Source organism: Streptomyces rapamycinicus NRRL 5491 (genome assembly GCF_024298965.1).
Lineage (GTDB): Bacteria > Actinomycetota > Actinomycetes > Streptomycetales > Streptomycetaceae > Streptomyces > Streptomyces rapamycinicus.
Genome location: NZ_CP085193.1, coordinates 2,037,335 through 2,056,814, shown reverse-complemented (window position 1 = coordinate 2,056,814; position 19,480 = coordinate 2,037,335). Strand labels below are relative to the sequence as shown.

Below are 19,480 nucleotides of genomic sequence, written 5' to 3'. Positions count from 1 at the left end.
TGCGGGGCGGTCATCAGTTGCTGAGGACATCGGACTTCCTTCCCGGGTGGCCGTGCTCGGCGGCCGCGGGGCTGTGTGAGGAGAGAGGGGCGGGCGGTGTGCCGGTCTGTGGCCTGCCGGGGGTGCGGGACCGCAGCCGCAGACTGTTCGCGACGACGAGTACGGAGCTCGCGGACATGGCCGCGGCCGCGACCATGGGGTTGAGCCAGCCGGTCGCGGCCAGCGGAACGGTGACCACGTTGTAGCCGAAGGCCCAGACGAGGTTGGCGCGGATGGTGCCCAGTGTGCGCCGGGTGAGCCGGATGGCGTCGACCACGGCCAGCATGTCGTCCCGTACGAGGGTGATGTCGGCCGCGCCGATCGCCGCGTCGGTGCCGCCGCCCATGGCCATGCCCAGGTCGGCGGAGGCCAGCGCGGCGGCGTCGTTGACCCCGTCGCCGATCACCGCGACGCACCGGCCCTCGGCACGCAGCGCGGTGACGATCCGCTCCTTCTCCTCCGGGGCCACCGAGGCGTGGACCGCATCGATGCCCGCCTGCTCCGCCATCGCATGGGCGGGAGCGGCTCCGTCGCCGGTCACCAGCACCGGTTCGATGCCCAGTGCGCGCACTTCGCACACCGCCTCGCGACTGGTGGGCCGCAGGGTGTCACCGACGGCGAGCAGCCCGGTGGGACGATCGTCGACCTCCACGATCACGACGGTGTGCGCGGCGTCTTCGGCGGCCTGGCGCGCCCGGCGCAGCGCGTCCGGCAGGGGCTCCGACGGCCAGGGGCGGCGTACTCGCACCTGGTGGCCCGCCACTTGGCCGGATACGCCCTCACCCGCGACAGCCCGGAAGTCCGTCACCTCCGGCAGCCGCGTGTCACCATCCTCCTCACGGCGGGCCGCCGCCACCACCGCCCGGCCGATGGGGTGTTCGGAGCCCTGTTCCACGGCCGCGGCCAGCCGGAGCACTTCCTTTGGCCCCGGCCCGCCCTCCGCCACCGCCACGTCGGCCAGGGACATACGGCCGGTGGTGAGGGTGCCGGTCTTGTCGAAGACCACGGTGTCCACGCGGCGCAGCCGCTCCAGCGCCTCCGGTCCGCGGACCAGGACGCCGAGCTGCGCCCCCCGTCCGCTGGCCACCAGGAACGCGGTCGGCGTGGCCAGCCCCAGCGCGCAGGGGCACGCGACGACGAGCACGGCCACCGCCGTGGTGACGGCCGCCTCTCCCGAGGCACCGGCGCCCAGCCAGAAGCTCAGCACGGTGCCCGCGATCGCCACGATCACCGGCACGAAGACCCCCGCCACCGCGTCGGCGAGCCGCTGGATCCTGGCCTTGCCCGCCTGTGCCTCGGTCACCAGCCGGGTGATGCGGGCGAGTTGGGTGTCGGCGCCGACGGCCGTGGCGCGCACGACGAGCAGCCCGCCGTAGTTGACGGCACCGCCGACGACGGCGGTGCCGGGGGTCACCTCGACCGGCACGCTCTCGCCGGTGACCAGCGAGAGGTCCAGCGCGGATCCGCCCTCGACGACCACACCGTCCGTGGCGACCTTCTCGCCGGGGCGGACCACGAACTCCTGTCCCGTGGTGAGTTCGGCCACCGGGACGCGGCGATTGCCGCCCCGCTCCCGCAACTCCACCTCCTTGGCGCCGAGTTCGGCCAGCGCCCGTAACGCCGAGCCGCTGTGATGCCGGGCCCGCGCCTCCAGGTGGCGCCCGAGGAGCACGAACAGCGGTACGGCGACCGCCGCCTCCAGGTAGATATGGGGGACTCCGTCGTCGGCCGAGGGCAGCAGGCTGAACGGCATGCGCATGCCGGTCCGGCCAGCGCCGCCCCAGAACAGCGCGTACGCCGACCAGGCGAAGGAGGCGAGGACGCCGAGGGACACCAGGGTGTCCATGGTGGCCGCGGCGTGCCGCAGGCCGCGCAGGGCCCGCCGGTGGAAGGGCCATGCGCCCCAGGTCGCGACCGGTGTGGCGAGCGTGAAGCACACCTGCTGCCAGCGGTCGAACTGCCAGGAGGGAACCATCGAGATCATGATCACGGGCACCGCGAGCACCGCGGTGAGGATCAGCCGTTCGAGGTCACCGGCCTGGTCGTGATCCTGCCTCTTGGGCTCGTCCCCGGCGGAAGAGGACGGGTCGTCGTCCGTGGTTCCGGGTGGAGGCGTCGGGAGTTCTGCCGTGTAACCGGCCCGCTCGACGGTGCCGATCAGCTCGTCCACGTCCACGGTGGCCGGGTGCGAGACCCGTGCCGTACCGGTGGCCAGGTTCACGGTGGCGGACACGCCCTCCACACGGGCCAGCTTCTTCTCCACCCGGTTCACGCAGGCCGCACACGTCATCCCGCCGATCAGCAGGTCGGTGGTGTGCGCGGCCCCGCCGGACGGGGCGGTCCGACCGGCCTCGGTGTCCGGCCGCTCGCTCATCGCGCCCCCTTCCAGACGCCGTGGCCCAGCGGCCCCATGCCGTGCGTATCCATGCCGCCGGCCCCGCCGTCCTGTGGGACGTTGCGGTGAATGCCGGGGGCCACCGGACCGGCGGCCCTCCCCACGGCATACGAGGTGGCCATCAACACCACCAGGAGTACGAGAAACCCGGTCAGGGCGGGTGGCGGCAGTGCGCGACGGAGCCGGGCGCCGCGCGGCTCCGCTCCGACGGGCGCCGGTCGCGGCGGCGAGGCGGTATCGGGCAACGGCATTTTCGGCACTCCCCTGTGCTCTGGCTCTTCCGGGAACGACTGGGGTCCGCTCACCCTTACGTGCCGGGGCGGTCGGCCGCTCACCATGCGAAGGCTCTGTCACACAAAGAGAGAAACCGTGCCGGCCGGGAACCGTCCGGGGCCATCAGCCGACCATTGTGTGGTGAGAGGTTTCTGCCCCGGCATCGGGGAGAGCGGTGAAGCCCATTTGGCAGCGGCGAGGGGCGTACCCGGCCTCATGGCCGGGCAAAGGGGCCGGGCAAAGGCGCCGGACGAAGAGACCGGGTGCGGGGGAGGGCGAGCGGTCGCGCCGCCTCCACCGCACCCGGGGGAGTCCGTTGCCGACGGGGCGTCAGGCCACCGCTGTGACCACGGCAGGTGAACGGGGGGCGTCGGTCCGGCCCGCCGCCGCCGGTTCCGGATCGACCGGTTGTGGCTCCTCGGAGGTGAGTTGCGTGATCAGGGTTTCCCGGGCCCTGGCCACGCGGGAGCGGATCGTGCCGACCGGGCACCGCGCGACGATGGCGGCCTCCGGGTAGGTCAGTCCCAGCAACTGGGTGAGCACGAACGCCTCCCGCCGGGGCCCGGGCAGCGCCGCGAGCAGCTCGCGGAGAGCGACGCTCTCCTCGAAGCCCGGCACATCGCGCGGCTGGTTCCGTTCCGCGGCCGCCTGCCAGTCATCGGTTCCGGAGATCCTGGGCCGGGTCGTCAGCCAACGGATCCGATCCGCCACCACTCTGCGCGCGATCACGAGCAGCCAGGTACGGGCCGACGACCGTCCCTCGAAGCGGGGGAGGCTGCGCAGAGCGCGCAGATAGGCGTCCTGCACCAGGTCGTCCACCGCTTGCGGATCACCACTGAGGTGCGCCACGTAGCGGCGGACGTCCGGACGGGTGGCGCGGACGAACTCCTCCACCGCGGCCGGGTCACCGTCACGGGCCGCGAGCGCCCATGAGGTCACAGCGGCGTCGTCACGCATGCCGCCCCTCCCCGCGTCGGCCATCGTTCACGTCGGGCAGGATGGCGGCATGCTGTGCTCGCGGATCCGAACGGCCGTCTCCGCCCGTCTTGACGGGGAGGGACTGCCCCCGGGCGTCACGGCGGGGCGGTTGGCAGCCCACCTCGACGCGTGTGCCGCCTGCCGACAGTGGGAGGCGCGGGCCCGGCACCTCACCGAACACGTCGCGCGACTGCGGGAGGCCGACACCACTCCCACCCAGGGCGGAGAAGCGCCGAGGCGGCCACGGCGGACGTTCTGACACCCGGGCCGGTGTGGCACCGGCGGCGCGGCGGTTGAGCGGACCGGCCGCCGCTTCACCGCGGCGATCAGGTGCCCCGGGGCGTCGCCGCGGCCGCGCACGCCCCTCAGTGAGGAAATCGGGATCGGGAACGGATGGCCTCGGCATCCGGACAGGAATCATCATCGGGAGTCCTTCGCATGATCCGGCCGCCGTGTCGCACGGCACCGGCACAACGCACAATGAGGGACCAGAGCGCGGCGACCCGGCCGACACGATGTCGCACCCGGGCGCGCCCTGGCGGAAATGGACCAGCTGTCAGCGGACAGCGGGCCCCGGCGGAGGACCCCGCAGAGAGATGGTGTGGGCGAGCAGCAGCTCCTGTACGGTGCGACGCGGTTTCTCCCGTACCGCTCCCGTGGACGGCAGCGCCTCGGGAATCGCCACACCGAAGACGACGATCAAGGGTGCGAACAGCCGGATGGCCGCCGCGCGCGCCAGCCGGAAGGCCGCCCGCTCACCGCCCCACAGCCACCACGCGCTCAGGACGGCCACCAGAAGGTGCGCGGCGACCATGCCGGTCATGGTCCCGTGCATACCGTCGTGCGCCATCGGGGGCGACATCGCGGCCATATGGTCGACCGTCATCCGGCCGCCGTGGTGGCCGTGCTCCGCCAGGGCGGAGGCCGCGTCGTGGTGGGGCGGTCCGCTCAGCCCGGCATCCCGGACCATCCGCGCGGCGTCGCTTGCGGAGAGCGACGCACCCCTCGGTCCGCACAGCAGGGCGTCGGCCCATCGCCGGGACGCCGACGGCCGGGATCCGCCGCCGCCGTCCAGGGCCTGACCGAACGAGAACGCGGTGTGCAGCACCGCCTGTGTGCCCACGGTGAGCAGCCCAACCGCGACCGGGCCACGCTCACGGTCCGCGAAGAACCACGCGCCGGCGACCGTCACCGCCAAGGCGCACAGCAGAGCCGGCAAGGGCACCGCGCCACCCGACATCACCACATGCCCCAGTGCCGCGAGCAGCACGCAGACCACCGCGAACACCGCGGCTCGCACCGTTCTGAGCATCTGCCCCGCATCCATGACGCCGCTCATCGTCTCAGTGAGGCAGGAGCGCCGGACGGCCGGGTGCGGTACGCGACGGCGTCCGTCAGGGCCCCGTCAGAGCGCCCACGCTCTGTGGCGCACGTCACTTCATGTCTCCGGAACTTCCTCCTCCGAAGGTCCGACTACTGGTCCGGTACGGCTCCGGCCGACCGGTACGGCCCCCGACCCAGGAGAGTTCCCATGTCCGTCGAACCCGTCGCCGCCGGTCCCGATGATGGAACGCGATCGTCGGACACGCCGAAGACCGAAGCCCCCCTCGCCCCCGGCGGCGGCCGCCCGGGCTGGTCGGCCCTGCGTCCGCTGGTACTGCGACTGCATTTCTGCGCGGGAGTCCTCGTCGCGCCCTTCCTGCTCGTCGCCGCCGTGACCGGACTTCTCTACGCGGGCTCCGTCCAGGCGGAGAAAATCGTCTACGACCATGAGCTGCGTGTCCCGGTCGGCGAGAGCGAACTCCCCCTCTCGCGGCAGATCGCCGCCGCCCGCGAGGCCCACCCCGAAGGCGATATCAGCGCGGTACGTCCCTCGCCGGAGGCGGGAGCGACGACGCGCGTGCTGCTCTCGGGAGTCAAGGGCATTGACGCGGAGCGCACGCTGGCCGTCTTCGTCGACCCGTACACCGGAAAGGTGCGCGGCGCGCTGGAGCAATACGGCACCAGCGGCGCGCTGCCGCTGCGTACCTGGATCGACGACCTGCACCGCAACCTGCACCTGGGCGACACCGGCCGTCTCTACAGCGAACTCGCCGCGAGCTGGCTGTGGGTGATCACGGGCGGTGGGCTGGTGCTGTGGATCGCCCGCCGCCGCAAGGCCACGGCGAAGCGGAAGCTGCGCGCGATCGCACTGCCCGACCGGAGCGCCACGGGCCGCAGGAGGGCGATGTCCTTCCATGGCTCGGTCGGGGTCTGGGCGGCGCTGGGGCTGTTCTTCCTCTCCGCGACCGGGCTGACCTGGTCCACATACGCGGGTGCGAACGTCACCGACCTCCGTGCCGCGCTCGGCCAGGCCACTCCGGCCGTCAGCTCCGCCGTCGGCGGTGAACACGCCGGGCACGGCTCCATGGAGGGCATGGACATGGGCGGATCGGGCGGACGCGGCGGCGCGTCCGCCGACGTCGGCATCGACGCCGTCCTCAAGGCGGCCCGTGCCAAGGGACTGGACAACCCGGTGGAGATCGTCCCGCCCACCGGCTCCGGCGCCGCGTACACCGTCAGCCAGATTCAGCGCAGTTGGCCCGAGAAGCAGGACGCGGCCGCCGTCGACCCGGCGACCGGCCAGGTCACCGACGTGGTGCGGTTCGCCGACTATCCGCTGCTGGCCAAGCTGTCCCGCTGGGGCATCGATGCCCACATGGGGAGCCTGTTCGGGCTCCCCAACCAGATCGCACTGGCCGCGCTGGCCCTCGCGCTGATCTTCCTGATCGTATGGGGCTACCGGATGTGGTGGCAGCGCGGCCGCGCCGGGGCCTTCGGGCGCCCCATCCCGCGCGGTGCCTGGCGGCAGGCGCCGCCGTACGCCCTGGCCCTGCTGGTCGTCGTCATCGGGGTGCTCGGCTACTACCTGCCGCTTCTGGGTATTCCGCTGGCCGCCTTCCTGGTCATCGACATCGCGCTCGGCCGCCTGACCCAGTGGCGCGAGAAGCGGGCTCAGCCGGTCGACGGCTGAGGTGAACATCTCCGCCCATACACGCGTATTCCCTGTCGAAAGCAATCAACCGCCCCGTCCCCCCCCCGAACCCCAGGAGCGATGAACCATGGACGAGATTCGTTACACCGTCACCGGCATGAGCTGCGGACACTGCGTCGTCGGCATCACGGAGGAGGTCTCCCAGGTGTCCGGGGTGAGCGAGGTCAGCGTCGACCTTCCGGCGAACGAGGTCACGGTGCGCGGCACCACGGTTGATGACGAGCGGGTGCGTGCCGCCATCACCGAGGCCGGATACGAGGTCGCGGGTCTCGCCACCGCCTGACCCGGAAACCCCGTGCCCGCTGCGGTAACGGGCTGTCCGACGCTGGCAGACCGTTGACCAGGGCCCCGCGCCACGCGAGAGAAGGTTCAGCGATGCCCGACAGGCAGACCGCCCCGACCGCGCCCGAGAAAGGGGGGACCCCGCCGGACACCTTCGAGAACGATACGGCGGCCTCCGCCTCCGGCGACTTGGCCGTCCGCGCCGTCCGCGCCATCCGGCGCCGTCGTCGGGCGGTGGCCCGGTGATCGCCGCGACGGGGCTGCGCTGGGTCCTGACCGTACTGTTCGCCGTGCCCGCCCTCTCCGCGCTGTGGCGTGCCGCCACCCCCGGACGGGCCGACGGCGGGCCGGGCGCCTCCGGGAGAGTGGCCCATCTGCTGCACGCGGTGATGGCCCTCGCCATGGTGGCGATGGTCTGGCCCTGGGGCATGGACGTTCCCGCCCGGCCACAGATCATCCTGTTCACCCTGGCCGCGGGGTGGTACGCAGGGGTGGCCCTGGCCCGCCCCGCCCCCCTCTCCCGCGCCCGCGCCTTGTCGGACGCCCTCCCGCATACGGTCATGATGGGCGCGATGGCCTGGATGGCCGCCGCGATGGTCTCCTCCGCCTCGATGCCGGGACACGGTGGCTCCCACGACATGGCGGACATGCCGGGGATGGACATGTCCGCCGGCTCCGGCACCGCGACCATGACCCTCACCGGAACCGGCCCGAGACTGGCCGCCGGGCTGCTGGCCGGAGTGCTCCTCGTGCTCGCCCTGTGGTGGCTGGCGCGAGGCTTCGACGCCGCCCAGCGCGCCGTCGCCACGGGCCCGCGACACCCCTCGCCGCCGGCCGGGCGCGACGCGTTCGATCTCGGCTGCCACGGCGCGATGGCACTGGGGATGGCGGTCACGTTCGTACTGCTCCTGTGAAGGACCGTCACGGACGAGAACGCGCCCCGCAGGGGTGTGGATCGACTTGTGAGTCAGGAAGCGCGCCGGGCGTGGAGGCGGTCCAGCAGTTCCGCGGCGTTGGTCATGTGGTCGCCCACGGCCTTGATCACCGCTGCGATGTCCGCCGACTCGATCGCGCCGACGATGTCGGCGTGCTCGTCGACGGCCTCTTGCGGCATCGAGTAGTGCCCCTCGAGCCGGGCCAGACACATCCGCGTTTCGACCAGTAGCGTCCTGCTGGTGCGCTCGAGGCGCTGATTGCGCAGGCAGGCCACCAGCATCTCGTGGAACCGCATGTCCGCCGCGGTCAGTTCGGCCGGGTCGTCCGCCGTGACCGCGGCCGTCATGGCGCGGTGCTGCTCGCGGAGGCTTGCCAGCACCGCCGGATCCTGGGTCTCGGCCAGCCGCAACGCGGCCGAGGTCTCGATCGCGCGGCGCGCGTCGTAGATGTCGGCGAGATCCTCCGGCGAGAACGTGGTGACGAACACACCGCGGTGCGGGATGGCCGTGACCAGTCCCTCCTGCACCAGCCGCTGCAGCGCCTCGCGCACCGTGGGCCGTGAGGCGCCGAACGAGGCGACAAGATCGGGCTCGACGAGCTGCTCCCCTTCGGTGATCTCACCGTCGGCCAGTGCCTGTCGCAGGCGTGCGGCGATCATGTCCGGCCGTGACGGCACCGCCATGGGGTGCGTCGCAAGCGTCGCACGGCCCCTCTTCGCACCAGCCATCCTGCCCGGACCTCCTCGTCCTTCCTCGACATGCCACCGCTCGGCGTGCCTGGGGGCGGGTGAAGCGGCTCATCCCCCTGGTGGCGCCCGCGGGGCCGTATCCCGAGAATACCGTCAGTCAGATCGTTTGACGATCTGACGTTCTCTGGGTACTTTCGCCGCACTGAAGGGGGCCGGTTCAGACGTCCGCGATGAGGCGGGCCGTGAAGGAGTTGACGTCCATGAATCCAGCACCACCAGGCACGACGGGGGAGCTTGTCCGGCGCACCGCGATGCGCAAGGTGATGTGGCGGATCCTGCCGTTCCTGCTCTTCGCCTACTTCGTCTGCTACCTCGACCGCGTCAACATCAGCTTCGCCTCGCTGGAGATGAACGCCGACGTCGGCATTTCCGACGGCGCCTACGGGATCGGGGCAGGGGTCTTCTTCGTCGCGTACTTCATCTTCGAGGTGCCCAGCAACATCGCTCTGACCAGGTTCGGGCCCCGGCTGTGGATCGCGCGGATCATGATCACTTGGGGGGTCGTCGCCGGCTGCATGTCATTGGTGCGGGGGCCCGTCAGCTTCTACGTGTTGCGCTTCCTCATGGGGGTCGCCGAGGCGGGCTTCTTCCCGGCGATGATTTTGTATCTGACCCGGTGGTTTCCCCGGGAGAAGCGGGCCCAGGCGACCGCGACCTTCTTCATGGCGGTGCCGCTCGCCGGTCTCATCGGCTCGCCGCTGTCGACCTGGCTGATGACCGTCTTGCACGGAGTGGCGGGCCTGCGCGGCTGGCAGGCGATGTTCGTCATCGAGGCCGTTCCCTCCGTGCTCGGCGGGATCGCGTGCCTGTTCTGGCTGGTAGACAGGCCCGCTCAGGCCACGTTCCTCACCGAACCCGAGCGGGCCTGGCTGGTGGCCGAGCTCGAATCCGAGACCGGCGAGGTCTCCGCCGCCCATCGCAATCAGCATTCGATCATGCGGACGCTGCTGCGGCCGGCGGTGCTCTACATGGCCCTGATCTATCTCGGCCTGGAGTTCGGCGAGTACGCGCTCGGGTTCTTCCTGCCGCAGATGGTGCGGTCCTTCGGCGATCAGTTCGGCACCCATCTGTCGCTGATGCAGATCGGCCTGATCAGTGCGATTCCCAGCGCGGTGGGTGTCTGTTGCATGATCTTCTGGGGCCGCCGCTCCGATCGCGCGCAGGAACGCACGTGGCACATCGTGATTCCCACCCTCATCGGCGCGGCAGCCATCGCGGCGTCCCCGTTCTTCTCGAACTTCTTCATCGGCATGGTGCTGGTGTCGGTCACCGCCGCCGCCATCTACTCCAGCATCCCGGTGTTCTGGCAGCTCCCGTCCCGCTATCTCGTGGGCACCGCGGCCGCGGTCGGCGTTGCCGTCATCAACTCCGTCGGCAACCTGTCCGGGATCATCGCACCCTCCCTGACCGGCGTCCTCAAGGACGCCACCGGCACCTATTCGGTCGGCTACATCCTCCTCGGCGTGTTCTTGCTACTCGCCGCCGGCGGAACACTCGCGCTGCACCGCGCGACACACAGGGCCTCGTCCGGCGAACCGGCCACACCGGTGGCGCGGGCCTCGCGGACCGAGGTCTGAACCACCGGGCGTCCACCACCACCCACCACCACCGTTCACCGTCCCGCACCACCGAAAGGACTTCCCAATCGTGATGTCAAGCCGCAGTCGTGACGGGAGGTGAACCTTGGTAGCACTGTCCGTCACGGATCATCGCCCACAGGACGTTGAGCCTGCGGCGGGCGAGCGCGAGCAGGGCCTGCTTGTGGCCCTTACCCTCGCTTCTCTTCCGCTGGTAGTACGCCTTGGACGCGGGGCATGTCGTGATGCTGACCATCGCCGAGAGGTACATCGACCGCAGCAGTCCGCGGTGGTAGCGCCGGGGGCGGCGCAGGTTGCCGCTGACGCGGCCGGAGTCACGGGGCCTGGGGCAAGGCCGGCGAAGCCGGCCAGGCGGTCGGCGCTGCCGAAGGCGTCCATGTCACCGCCGGTCGCGGCGATGAATTCGGCGCCGAGCTTGGGGCCCATACCGGGCAGGCTACGGATCACCTCGGCGTGCGGATGCTCGCGAAACGTGGCCTCGATCAGGGCGTCAAGCTCGACGATCTCCTCATCAAGGGCCATCACCCCCTTCGCGAGGCGGACCACCATGGCGGCCGCCAGCTTCTCGCCGGGCAGTGCGGTCATCTGGGCCCGGGCGGCCTCCACAACCGTCTTCGCCAGCGCCGCGGCACCGCGGACCTTGCGGTTCTTCAGCCAGGTCTCGATCCGCTGGACGCCGGCGCGGCGGATCGCGGCCGGGGTCTGGTAGCCGGTCAGCAGCATCACCGGGCCTTTATTGACCAGGTCCAGCGACCGCTCCAACGCGGGGAAGATCTCCAGCAGTTGGGCGCGGAGCCGGTTGATCTGCCGGGTGCGGTCGAAGACCACGTCAAGGCGCCGGTTGGTCAGCGTGCGCAGGTCGACAGCGATCTCGTCACCGGGCCTCAGCAGCCCGAGGTCCCGGCGAACGCGGGCCTGGTCGGCGATGACAAAGGCGTCCTTCGCGTCCGTCTTGCCTTCGCCCTTGTAGGTGGCCGAGGCACGGTGGACTGCCAGGCCGGTCAGATAGGCCATCGGCTGATCGTGGCTGAGGAGCAGGCAGATCAGCAGGGCAGCTCCGCCGTGGTTGAGATCGACGGCCCACAGCACGTCCGCGGATATCGCCAGGACATCGCCGATGAGGTGAAGCAACTCGGTCTCATCGTTCAGGACCCGGCGCGACAGCAGCCGTTCGCCGTCCGCGTTGATCACCACGCAGTGGTGGTGTTCCTTGCCGATGTCCACTCCGGCCCAGATCTCGGGCACGGCCACCTCCGCCAGCTCGCCGTCTCACATGTCACCCGCAGACGACCTCGCCGACGTTGTCCTACAGCAGCGATCGAGTCGCGTCTCCCAATTGGCGGTCGAGTCGTCGCGGGGTCCCGGGCGGCCAAGTCCTTTGAGCCTTGCCAACGGCGCCCACATGCCAGCCATACCCAGAACCCCTGGGCCCTCCGATCTTACGAATGACCAGAGCAACCACCCTTGAAAGGTAGGACACACATGCGCAGCAAGGACCAGTTCCAGGGCATCCAGCGTTCGCTCCAGCGTGCCTGGATCAAGGGAGCCGGCTTCACCGATGAGGAGCTGGACCGCCCGCTCATCATGATCGCCAACACCTACCAGGACTTCTCACCAGAGAACGCCCACCTGCGTACTCTCGCCGAGGCGGTCAAGGCGGGGGTGCGGATGAACGGCGGCACACCGATCGAGTTCAACACCTTTCACGTCACCGACAGCGAAGCGTTCGCCGCACGCAGCATGCGCTACGTTCTGCCCAGCCGGGACATCGTCGCCGACTCCGTCGAGCTGATGGCCGAAGGCCACGGCGTCGACGCCCTCGTCCTGCTCACCGGTGGCGACAAGCCCACTCCGGGCATGGTCATGGCGGCGGCCCGGCTCAATCTGCCGACCATCCTGCTCTATTGCGGCCCCACCAAGTACGGCGAGTACCGCGGCAAGCACCTGTTCCTCGAGACCGTCTACGACGGGGTCGGCGAGGCGGTTCGCGGCGCCATCAGCCAGGAGACGCTGAAGAACTGGGAGGACGAGCTGTTCCCCGGCCCCGGCGCCGGCGACACCCTCACCAGCGGCAACACGGCGGGCATCTACACCGAGGCCCTCGGGCTGTCACTGCCCGGTTCCGGCACGCTCGCCGGCGGGACCAACAAGCAGATCCGCGCGGCCAAGTACACCGGTATGCGCATCGTGGACCTGTTCCGGGAGAACGTCCGGCCCAGCGACATCCTCACCCCGGCCGCGTTCGAGAACGCCCTGCGCGTCGCGCTGTCGGTGTCCGGCTCGACCAACCTCGTACTGCACTTCATCGCGATGGCCAAAGAAGCCGGTGTCGAACTCGACTTCGGCTTTATCGACAAGATCGGCCGGGAAACCCCCACCCTGGCCAAGCTCGCACCCTCGGGTCCCTGGGGGGTGACCGAGCTGGGCGAGGCCGGCGGTGTGCCGGCCGTCCTCAAGGAACTCGGCGACCTCATCCACGGCGACACCATCACGGTCTCGGGCAGGACCACCGGCGAGATCGCCGCCGCGGCCGAGAACACCAACCCCGAGCTGCTCGCCACCCGTGCCGAGCCGAAGGCTCCCGAAGGCGCGATCTACATCCTCAGCGGCAGCCTCGCCCCCGAGGGCGCGGTCGTGAAGGCCTCCGGCGTCACCCCGGCGATGTGGGAATTCGAGGGCACCGCCCGCGTCTTCGAGAACGAGGAGGACGCGATCACCGCCACCCTGGCCGGCGAGATCGAACCCGGTACGGCGATCATCATCCGCAACGAAGGACCCAAGGGTGGCCCCGGCATGCGCGAGATGCTCGGCGCCACCTCCGCCGTCGTCGGCATGGGCCTGTCGGAGACCGTCGCCCTGATCACCGACGGCCGCTTCTCCGGCGCCTCCCACGGTCCCGCGATCGGCTACGTCGGCCCCGAAGCCGCCAGCGGCGGCCCCATCGGCCTGGTGCGGGACGGCGACACCATCTCCATCAACCTCAACGCCCGCCGACTCGACCTCGCCGTCGACGAGGCCGAACTCGCCCGCCGCCGCACCAGCCGGGTCGCCCCCGCCCCGAACGTCACCCGCGGCTACCTCGCCTTCTACGCCCAGCACGTCGCCCCCGCCAACCAAGGAGCGGTCATGCCCCGCTGACCCCAACCCCCGACCGGACCAACCGCCCGGTGGGCCTGCTCCAGCACTCCGGCGCAGGCCCGCCGGCGTCTCGCCGCGCCGCCGAACCCCGGCCGGAACTCACCGCTCACCCCATGGCCGGGGAACCGCCAGATCTCCGCCGCGTGGCACGTCGTGCGGTGGCAAGCAGCCGTGCCAGGTACGCCACAGTGAGGCGTATCCACCGTCGCGGGCCAAGAGCTCGTCATGAGTGCCCAGTTCGCTGATACGCCCCTTCTCCAGGACCGCGACCCGGTCAGCGGTGTAAGCCGTCCGCAACCGATGAGCGATCGCGAATACGCGTGTTCCGGGGAAGTCCGGCGAGCTGCTTTCGCAGGTCGGCTTCCAGGGGAGACGGGCGCGCACCCGTTCCAGGAGAGGTGAATCCGCCGGCGACATCAGCGGTGCGTGACAGTTCCGGCAAAGCCAGGGGATTGCCCTGAGCTTCGGAGACGACGCAGTCGCGGACCGGGCCGTCGAAGGGCGAAGGGAACCGCACTGACAGGAGCTTGCGCGCGTCCTCTTCCGCCAGTCCCTCCAGACGGAGTTCCGGGAGGCCGGTGAGCTCGGAGCGGTCGTTCGGCTCGCGCACCGCGAACACGAGGACGATTGGCTCGTTGTGAACTCTGCGCGCGACAAAGGCGAGAGTGTGCGCTGTTGCCTGATCCAACCACTGTGCGTCGTCGATGACGCACAACAGGGGGCGTTCCGCGGCCGCTTCCGACAATAGACCGAGGGCAGCGAGTCCCACCAGGAGGCGATCCGGGTGCCCCTCCGTTCCGGTGCCGAACGTCGCCTCCAGGGCATGACGCTGAGGTGCGGGCAGCCGGTTGACACCGGGCAATACGGGGGCGCAGAGCCGGTGGAGGGCGGCGAAGTCCAGTTCCTTCTCGGGCTCCACGCCGGATATGGCGAGGACGAGCGTGTCCGGTGAGGGCCGCACTCCCTGAAGGAGGGCAGTCTTGCCGATGCCCAACTCCCCACGCACGACCAGCGCCCCTCCTCGTTTGTCACTCATCCCGTCGAGGAGCACGCGGAGGGTGTGCAACTCACGTCGTCGCCCGGTGAGTTCTGTGTCTGCGAAGGATGCGCGGCGTCTGATCACCGTTCTACCTCTTCTCTCGCACCACGCAACGTTGTCGGGGTCCGGTCCCGGTGGCCCCGGTCGGTCAACCCTGCGGATCCGCTGACGACTGGCCCCGCCGCAGCCGACGGGGGTGGCGGCTGCGGCGGGGAGTGCGGGGGCGGAGAGGCCAGATGACCTTCCCTGCCGGTCACCACACGGCTTGTCGCCTTGAATCGGCCTGTGTGGCCTGTCTTCGTCGTCTGCCCAAGACTGCCGTACGAATGTGTCACTAGTCAATGAGGTGACGAATGCCGTGCGCTGCGGACTGCTCTCCCGCTCTGATCGGGCGAGATGGGCTGGTGAATCACACATTCCAGGCGGTCTAAACGCGGGTTACTGACGCTCGACAGGCTGTTGTGGCAGGCCGATATGGCAGATGGATGGTCGCGGATCGTCACCCTATTGTGTGGTAAGCGTAGGCGCGCAAATATTACATGAACGTGCCAATGCCGCGAGAGCGCCCGCGGATGGCGTGAACGCGCGATCCGCGCGGTGCGCGCCGTCTGTCCGGCGCTGTGTGCCGCCTGGCTGTCCCCCACCGGTGCGCTGCGGTCGACGGACTGGACGGCAGCACCCTCCGGGTGGGGGCCACGCGGTACGCGCTCCCCAGGTGATCGCAAAGGCCGTCATGAACGCCGCCAGGTCCTCGCCGGTGAGGACCTGTCCTCAGGCGGCGGCTTCGACCGCAGTTTGCTTCTTCCGCTTCCGGTAGCTGGCGGCCTTGTGCCTGTTCCCGCACTCGGCCATCCCGCACCACCGTCGGGCGCCGGAGTGGGACAGATCGATGAAGAGACGCGTGCAGTCCGGGTTGGCGCACTCTCTCATCCGCGCGAAATGGGCCGAGCTCAGCAGGTCCACCGCGTCGCGGGCCACCGCACCGAGTACCTCGTCCACACCGCCCGTCCGGGTCAGCCGACCCGACACCTCGAGCTGATGCTTCGGCAGCGGCAGCCGGGCCGCTTCGTTCACTTCCGCGAGGACTTCACCGACATCGGCATCCGGGTGGTCGCCCGGAGGCCAGGAAGTGGCGAGCGTGTAGACCGCCTCACGCAGACGGCGCAGCCGCTCGAACGCGCGGGCGTCCACTGGGCCCGGATCATCCAGGAGCCCCGCCTGGCGGACCCAGCGCCGCATGTCATCCGGGGAGTTCAGCAGCTCCGTGTGAAGACTCCGACGCCACAGCTTGGTGCCCGCCAGATCGAGGCACAGCCGACCACTCACAAAGACGAACTCATCCACACGTCCATATTGACAGGTGACGCCTCCCGTGTCGATAGCGGGCCGCAGGCGAGGTCACCCCGCAAACAGGTTCAGTCTCTGGTTTCTTCCCCTTCAACCCGCTTCGCCTTCGTCACCCTATTGACAGGTTACAAATCGGGAGGAAGGGTGGCAACCAGAAGTAACTACACAAGCTGGTGACGTAGAGGTTGTCGATCGATCCGGCTGAGCTGTCGAAAGTCCCTGGAGTTCGGCTCCGTTCCGAATCGGATTTCCCATGTTTGTTCTTTCAGTCCCCGGCGTGACGCAGTCGTCACCCCACGTGTCCGATGGTCGGGGTCAGCTCCGCGGGGAACCCCAGCAGGCGGCGATGACCCTGCCCGCCGAGCCCTGCCGGGTTCCGGAGGCGCGTCGGTTCGTCGGCGTCCAGCTCGACCTGTGGGGCGTGGACGACGACGACCTGCACTCCGCGGTCCTCGTGGTGAGCGAGCTCGTCGGTAATGCGGCCGTGCACGGAAGGGCCAGCATGTGCGTCTCCCTGCGTCTGGACGCCCGACGGCTGAGTCTCGAAGTCATTGACTGGGGCGCGCCAGCCGCCCGCCCACCGTCCGCGACGGGCCGATCCGACGAGTGCGGAGACGAGCACGGACGGGGGCTGTCCATCGTCGAGCACCTGACCGAATGGATCGAGTGCCGCGAGACGGCCGACTCCCACACGGTCCGCGTCGGCCTTCGCGTATCGGGCTGGAACTCAGGGTGTCCAGACGAAGATCTCTTGGGCTGAGCCGGGCTTCCGCGACCGCCGTCCCTGGCCGGCGGTCCGCTGCGCGTCGTCGTCCGATCGATGGCCGGTGTCGGTCGTCGGCTCCTTGTCGGCCGACGGCCGCACGAGGAAGGTCAGGACGTCCGCCCCGGACAGGCCGGCCACGATGTCGCGCGCGAGGCAGGCGGCCTCCTCGTCGGGTTCGGTCAGTGCCGCGGCGGCGAGCGGTCGTACGAACTCGGGCCACGCCGCCATCCTGACGACCCGCAGTGCTGCCGACCGGACCATTGCTTCGGGTGCGAAGAGCGCCGGAATCACGACTTCTCCCACCGCGCGGGAGTAGCGGTCGGGTACCACGGCGGCCAGGCCGTTCAGCGCCCGGACCGTCGCCCCACCGCTTGAGCCCCGCGCCAGGTCGAGGCAATCCGCGACCGAGAAGCAGGGGAAGGCCCGGACGGCGGCGGCCTCCGCGTCGGCCATCGCACGCTGACACATCTCCGGCTCGTCCGCGCTCACCTCGGCGAACGGCACGGGCACCGGACCACCGGTGTAGAACCGTACGACGAGACCTTCCACCGTGTCCCACGTGTGAGCGGAGCCGAACCACTCGTGCTCCTGTGAGCCCGAGTACCACCATCCCTCCCGCGAGGCGAACTGGGCGAACTCGGCCTGGGTCACCCTTCCCTTGAAAGCCACTCTCCGCCAGCGCCACCAACGCCCCACAGTGCTCACCCTCCGATGTCGTCGATTGTCAGCACAGACGAGCGCCGGACCCCCGCGAGCAAGGTGGCTGTGCCGTGCTCGCAGGGGCGGCGTCACGTCGGTCTTCGGATCCGGCGTCCCTATCCGGAGATGTCTTCCAGGACGGTGTGCTTGGTTTCGGGCAGAAGCGCCACGACCACCGACGCGGCGATGAGGAAGAGGGCCGCGCTGACGGTGAAGACAGCGGTGGCTCCGGCCACGTTCAGGATGATGGGAACGAGAGTCGGGCCGAGTACCGCGCCGAGTCGGCCGGCGGCCGTCGCGGTTCCCATCCCGATGCCCCGGCTGCGGGTGGGGAACAGTTCCGGGGTGTAGGCGTAGAGCGCGGACCACATTCCGAAGAAGAAGAACTGGAGGATCGAGCCGGTCAGTATCAGCTCGGTCCGGTCGCCCGCCTGGCCATAGGCATAAGCGGCCACTGCCGAGGCCACGGTGTATCCCGCCAGGCAGAACTTCCGTCCGACGCGTTCGACCAGATAGGCCGCGGACAGGAAGCCGGGGATGCCCCACAGGGCCATGAGCAGGACGTATTGAATGCTGTGAATGACGTCGAGGCCGCGTTCGGTGAGGAGGCCGCCGAGCCAGGTCGTCAGTCCGTAGTAGCCGAGGAGAATACAGAACCAGACGGCCCACAGGGACAGCGTGCGCCGTCGGTACGAGGGGGAGAGCAGATCGCGGATTCCGCCGCGTTCCGGGCCGGACGCGGTGGTGATGACGGGGCCCGCCGGTTCCGGCAGGGGCTTGCCGGTGGTGGCTTCGACGGTTTTCTCGATCTCCGTGATGATCTGCTCCGCTTCGGCGTACCGGCCGTGAGTGGCCAGCCAGCGGGGCGACTCGGGGATGAACCGCCGGATCACCAGGGCCCAGAGGGCCAGACACGCCTCGATGACGAACATCGCGCGCCAGCCGAGTGGCTCAACGATGAAGTACGCCAGTGTGCCCGCCAGGACGAAGCCGACCGGCCATGCCCCTTCCAGGATCGCCGCACCGCGTCCGCGCCGTTCGGCGGGCAGGAACTCGGCCATCAGTGCCGCGGCGACGGGGAATTCGGCCCCCATGCCCAGGCCCAGCAGGAACCGGAATGCCAACAGGCTGGAGAAGTCCCACGACAGGGCCAGGGCGATGCCGGCGACGCCCCAGACGACGATGCTCCACTGGAAGACTCGTCGGCGGCCCACTCGGTCCGCCAGTGCGCCGGCCACCACCGCTCCGACGAGCATGCCCAGGAAGCTCGTGCTGCCCACGAGGCCGGCCTGCGCGTGGTCGAGCGAGAATTCGGTGCTGATCGGCGACAGCATGAAGGTGAGCGACGCGAGGTCGATGGAATCGAATAGCCAGGCCGTGGCCACGACCAGCAGCAGCTTTCGCTGATAGCCGGACCACGGCAGTCGCTCGAGTCTGGCCGCGAGCTGGCCGGCGCCGGACGTTTCCGTCGCCGGACGCGGCACTCGGCCGCCGGGAGGGGGAGTGGATGCGGTGTGGGTCATGGGGTTCCCCTGGGGACGACGGGCATCGAGGCGCGTGAAGAGGCATTCACGATGAGTGTCACCGCTCTATGGGGTGACGATGGGAGTAACATGCCGTCGATGTCGACACCTGTCAATACGGTGACGGAATTACTGCTTCAGGGTTGCGCTGCTGTTATGGACGGGGGCCGCGGAGCTGGCGGCGTCACAGCGGCGGCCTCATCGCCACGGGCCGGCCTGCGGCGGCACGGCCCGTGGCACAGGAGGTGTCACCCCAGGACGGCCAGGGCGTCGATCTCCACGAGACATCCGGCCGGCAGGCCCACGTACACAGTCGTGCGGGACGGGAGGGGGCCCTGCTCGGTGGCGAGGTACTCGGAGTACAGGGTGTTGAACTCCCGGAAGTGGGCGGTGTCGGTGAGATGCGCCCGGACCATGATCACGTCTGCCCAGCCGGACCCGGCCTCGGCGAGCACCGCGGTGACGTTGTCGAGCGCCTGAAGCACCTGGGTGGCCAGGTTCGGGTACTGATCGGCCGAGCGGAGATGGGGGGCGCCGGGCGGCAGCCCCAGCTGACCCGCGGTCTGCAGGATGTCGCCCTTTCGGCTGCCGGGTGAGTACGGGCCTGCCGCGCCCGAGTGGGTGGTGGGGACGATGGCCGTCTTCGTTTGTTGATCGCTCACAGGGATTTCCTTCTTTCGTCCGG

17 protein-coding genes and 3 pseudogenes are annotated in these 19,480 nt (G+C 70.0%); 8 read left to right on the top strand and 12 right to left on the bottom strand.

All coding sequences use genetic code 11. The features are described from left to right. Nucleotides 1-13: 13 nt before the first annotated feature. From LIV37_RS08545 to LIV37_RS08535, 3 genes are all read right to left on the bottom strand, one after another. Entirely contained in the window at nucleotides 14-2,413 is a 2,400-nt protein-coding gene (locus tag LIV37_RS08545; RefSeq protein ID WP_020866703.1) for a heavy metal translocating P-type ATPase, read from the bottom strand. Continuing rightward, nucleotides 2,410-2,685, bottom strand: coding sequence for a hypothetical protein (locus LIV37_RS08540; protein ID WP_243146380.1), 276 nt, complete (start codon nucleotides 2,683-2,685; stop codon nucleotides 2,410-2,412). Before LIV37_RS08540 ends, LIV37_RS08545 begins: the two co-directional genes overlap by 4 nt. A gap of 352 nt (nucleotides 2,686-3,037) precedes the next feature. Beyond that, nucleotides 3,038-3,664 carry a sigma-70 family RNA polymerase sigma factor gene (locus LIV37_RS08535; protein ID WP_020866702.1) on the bottom strand — a complete coding sequence of 209 codons (627 nt, stop codon included), beginning with the start codon at nucleotides 3,662-3,664 and terminating at the stop codon, nucleotides 3,038-3,040. Nucleotides 3,665-3,713: 49 nt separating this feature from the next. Here LIV37_RS08535 and LIV37_RS08530 point away from each other — a divergent pair, with 49 nt between their 5' ends. Then, a complete protein-coding gene (locus LIV37_RS08530; RefSeq protein ID WP_121826160.1) occupies nucleotides 3,714-3,944 on the top strand; it encodes a zf-HC2 domain-containing protein in 231 nt (76 codons plus the stop codon). Between the two features lie 297 nt (nucleotides 3,945-4,241). Here LIV37_RS08530 and LIV37_RS08525 read toward each other — a convergent pair whose 3' ends face one another. Next, nucleotides 4,242-5,024 carry a PE-PGRS family protein gene (locus tag LIV37_RS08525; RefSeq protein WP_121825684.1) on the bottom strand — a complete coding sequence of 261 codons (783 nt, stop codon included), beginning with the start codon at nucleotides 5,022-5,024 and terminating at the stop codon, nucleotides 4,242-4,244. 192 nt (nucleotides 5,025-5,216) lie between these two features. Between LIV37_RS08525 and LIV37_RS08520 the strand changes: the two genes are divergently transcribed. The 4 genes from LIV37_RS08520 to LIV37_RS08505 all read left to right on the top strand — a co-directional run bounded on the left by LIV37_RS08520 (nucleotide 5,217) and on the right by LIV37_RS08505 (nucleotide 7,915). Continuing rightward, nucleotides 5,217-6,698 (top strand): PepSY-associated TM helix domain-containing protein, encoded by a 1,482-nt coding sequence (locus LIV37_RS08520; RefSeq protein ID WP_020866699.1) that lies wholly within the window; start codon nucleotides 5,217-5,219, stop codon nucleotides 6,696-6,698. Nucleotides 6,699-6,786: 88 nt separating this feature from the next. Then, nucleotides 6,787-7,002, top strand: coding sequence for a heavy-metal-associated domain-containing protein (locus LIV37_RS08515; RefSeq protein ID WP_020866698.1), 216 nt, complete (start codon nucleotides 6,787-6,789; stop codon nucleotides 7,000-7,002). A gap of 92 nt (nucleotides 7,003-7,094) precedes the next feature. Further along, a complete protein-coding gene (locus LIV37_RS08510; protein ID WP_020866697.1) occupies nucleotides 7,095-7,247 on the top strand; it encodes a hypothetical protein in 153 nt (50 codons plus the stop codon). Continuing rightward, the gene (locus LIV37_RS08505; RefSeq protein WP_020866696.1) at nucleotides 7,244-7,915 is read left to right on the top strand and encodes a DUF5134 domain-containing protein; all 672 of its coding nucleotides are present in this window, start codon (nucleotides 7,244-7,246) and stop codon (nucleotides 7,913-7,915) included. The genes LIV37_RS08510 and LIV37_RS08505 overlap by 4 nt, the downstream gene beginning before the upstream one ends. Before the next feature lie 53 nt (nucleotides 7,916-7,968). Here LIV37_RS08505 and LIV37_RS08500 read toward each other — a convergent pair whose 3' ends face one another. Further along, nucleotides 7,969-8,619, bottom strand: coding sequence for a GntR family transcriptional regulator (locus tag LIV37_RS08500; RefSeq protein WP_020866695.1), 651 nt, complete (start codon nucleotides 8,617-8,619; stop codon nucleotides 7,969-7,971). Between the two features lie 266 nt (nucleotides 8,620-8,885). Between LIV37_RS08500 and LIV37_RS08495 the strand changes: the two genes are divergently transcribed. Then, a complete protein-coding gene (locus tag LIV37_RS08495) occupies nucleotides 8,886-10,262 on the top strand; it encodes an MFS transporter (RefSeq protein ID WP_158634933.1) in 1,377 nt (458 codons plus the stop codon). A 76-nt stretch (nucleotides 10,263-10,338) separates the two neighbouring features. Here the strand turns inward: LIV37_RS08495 and LIV37_RS08490 are convergent. Continuing rightward, nucleotides 10,339-11,534 (bottom strand): annotated as a pseudogene (locus tag LIV37_RS08490) (IS110 family RNA-guided transposase). 231 nt (nucleotides 11,535-11,765) lie between these two features. Between LIV37_RS08490 and ilvD the strand changes: the two are divergent. Continuing rightward, on the top strand, nucleotides 11,766-13,421 hold the full coding sequence (ilvD, locus tag LIV37_RS08485; RefSeq protein ID WP_020866693.1) for a dihydroxy-acid dehydratase: 1,656 nt from the start codon (nucleotides 11,766-11,768) through the stop codon (nucleotides 13,419-13,421). Between the two features lie 99 nt (nucleotides 13,422-13,520). On the opposite strand, the pseudogene LIV37_RS08480 reads toward ilvD, so the two are convergent. The 3 genes and pseudogenes from LIV37_RS08480 to LIV37_RS08470 form a co-directional block, all read right to left on the bottom strand. Then, nucleotides 13,521-13,841, bottom strand: a pseudogene (locus LIV37_RS08480) (hypothetical protein); the annotation flags it as partial. Nucleotides 13,842-14,049: 208 nt separating this feature from the next. Continuing rightward, nucleotides 14,050-14,877, bottom strand: a pseudogene (locus tag LIV37_RS51710) (AAA family ATPase); the annotation flags it as partial. 354 nt (nucleotides 14,878-15,231) lie between these two features. Then, nucleotides 15,232-15,804 (bottom strand): CGNR zinc finger domain-containing protein, encoded by a 573-nt coding sequence (locus LIV37_RS08470; RefSeq protein ID WP_020866691.1) that lies wholly within the window; start codon nucleotides 15,802-15,804, stop codon nucleotides 15,232-15,234. A gap of 349 nt (nucleotides 15,805-16,153) precedes the next feature. Here LIV37_RS08470 and LIV37_RS08465 point away from each other — a divergent pair, with 349 nt between their 5' ends. Then, complete coding sequence (locus LIV37_RS08465; RefSeq protein WP_158634935.1) at nucleotides 16,154-16,567, top strand: ATP-binding protein; 414 nt, start codon at nucleotides 16,154-16,156, stop codon at nucleotides 16,565-16,567. On the opposite strand, the gene LIV37_RS08460 is transcribed toward LIV37_RS08465, so the two are convergent. The 3 genes from LIV37_RS08460 to LIV37_RS08450 form a co-directional block, all read right to left on the bottom strand. Continuing rightward, a complete protein-coding gene (locus LIV37_RS08460) occupies nucleotides 16,535-17,224 on the bottom strand; it encodes a hypothetical protein (protein ID WP_020866689.1) in 690 nt (229 codons plus the stop codon). The two genes, LIV37_RS08465 and LIV37_RS08460, sit on opposite strands and share 33 nt — an antisense overlap. Before the next feature lie 164 nt (nucleotides 17,225-17,388). Then, on the bottom strand, nucleotides 17,389-18,795 hold the full coding sequence (locus LIV37_RS08455) for an MFS transporter (protein ID WP_121825688.1): 1,407 nt from the start codon (nucleotides 18,793-18,795) through the stop codon (nucleotides 17,389-17,391). A 248-nt stretch (nucleotides 18,796-19,043) separates the two neighbouring features. Further along, on the bottom strand, nucleotides 19,044-19,457 hold the full coding sequence (locus LIV37_RS08450) for a RidA family protein (RefSeq protein WP_020866687.1): 414 nt from the start codon (nucleotides 19,455-19,457) through the stop codon (nucleotides 19,044-19,046). Between the last annotated feature and the right edge of the window lie 23 nt (nucleotides 19,458-19,480).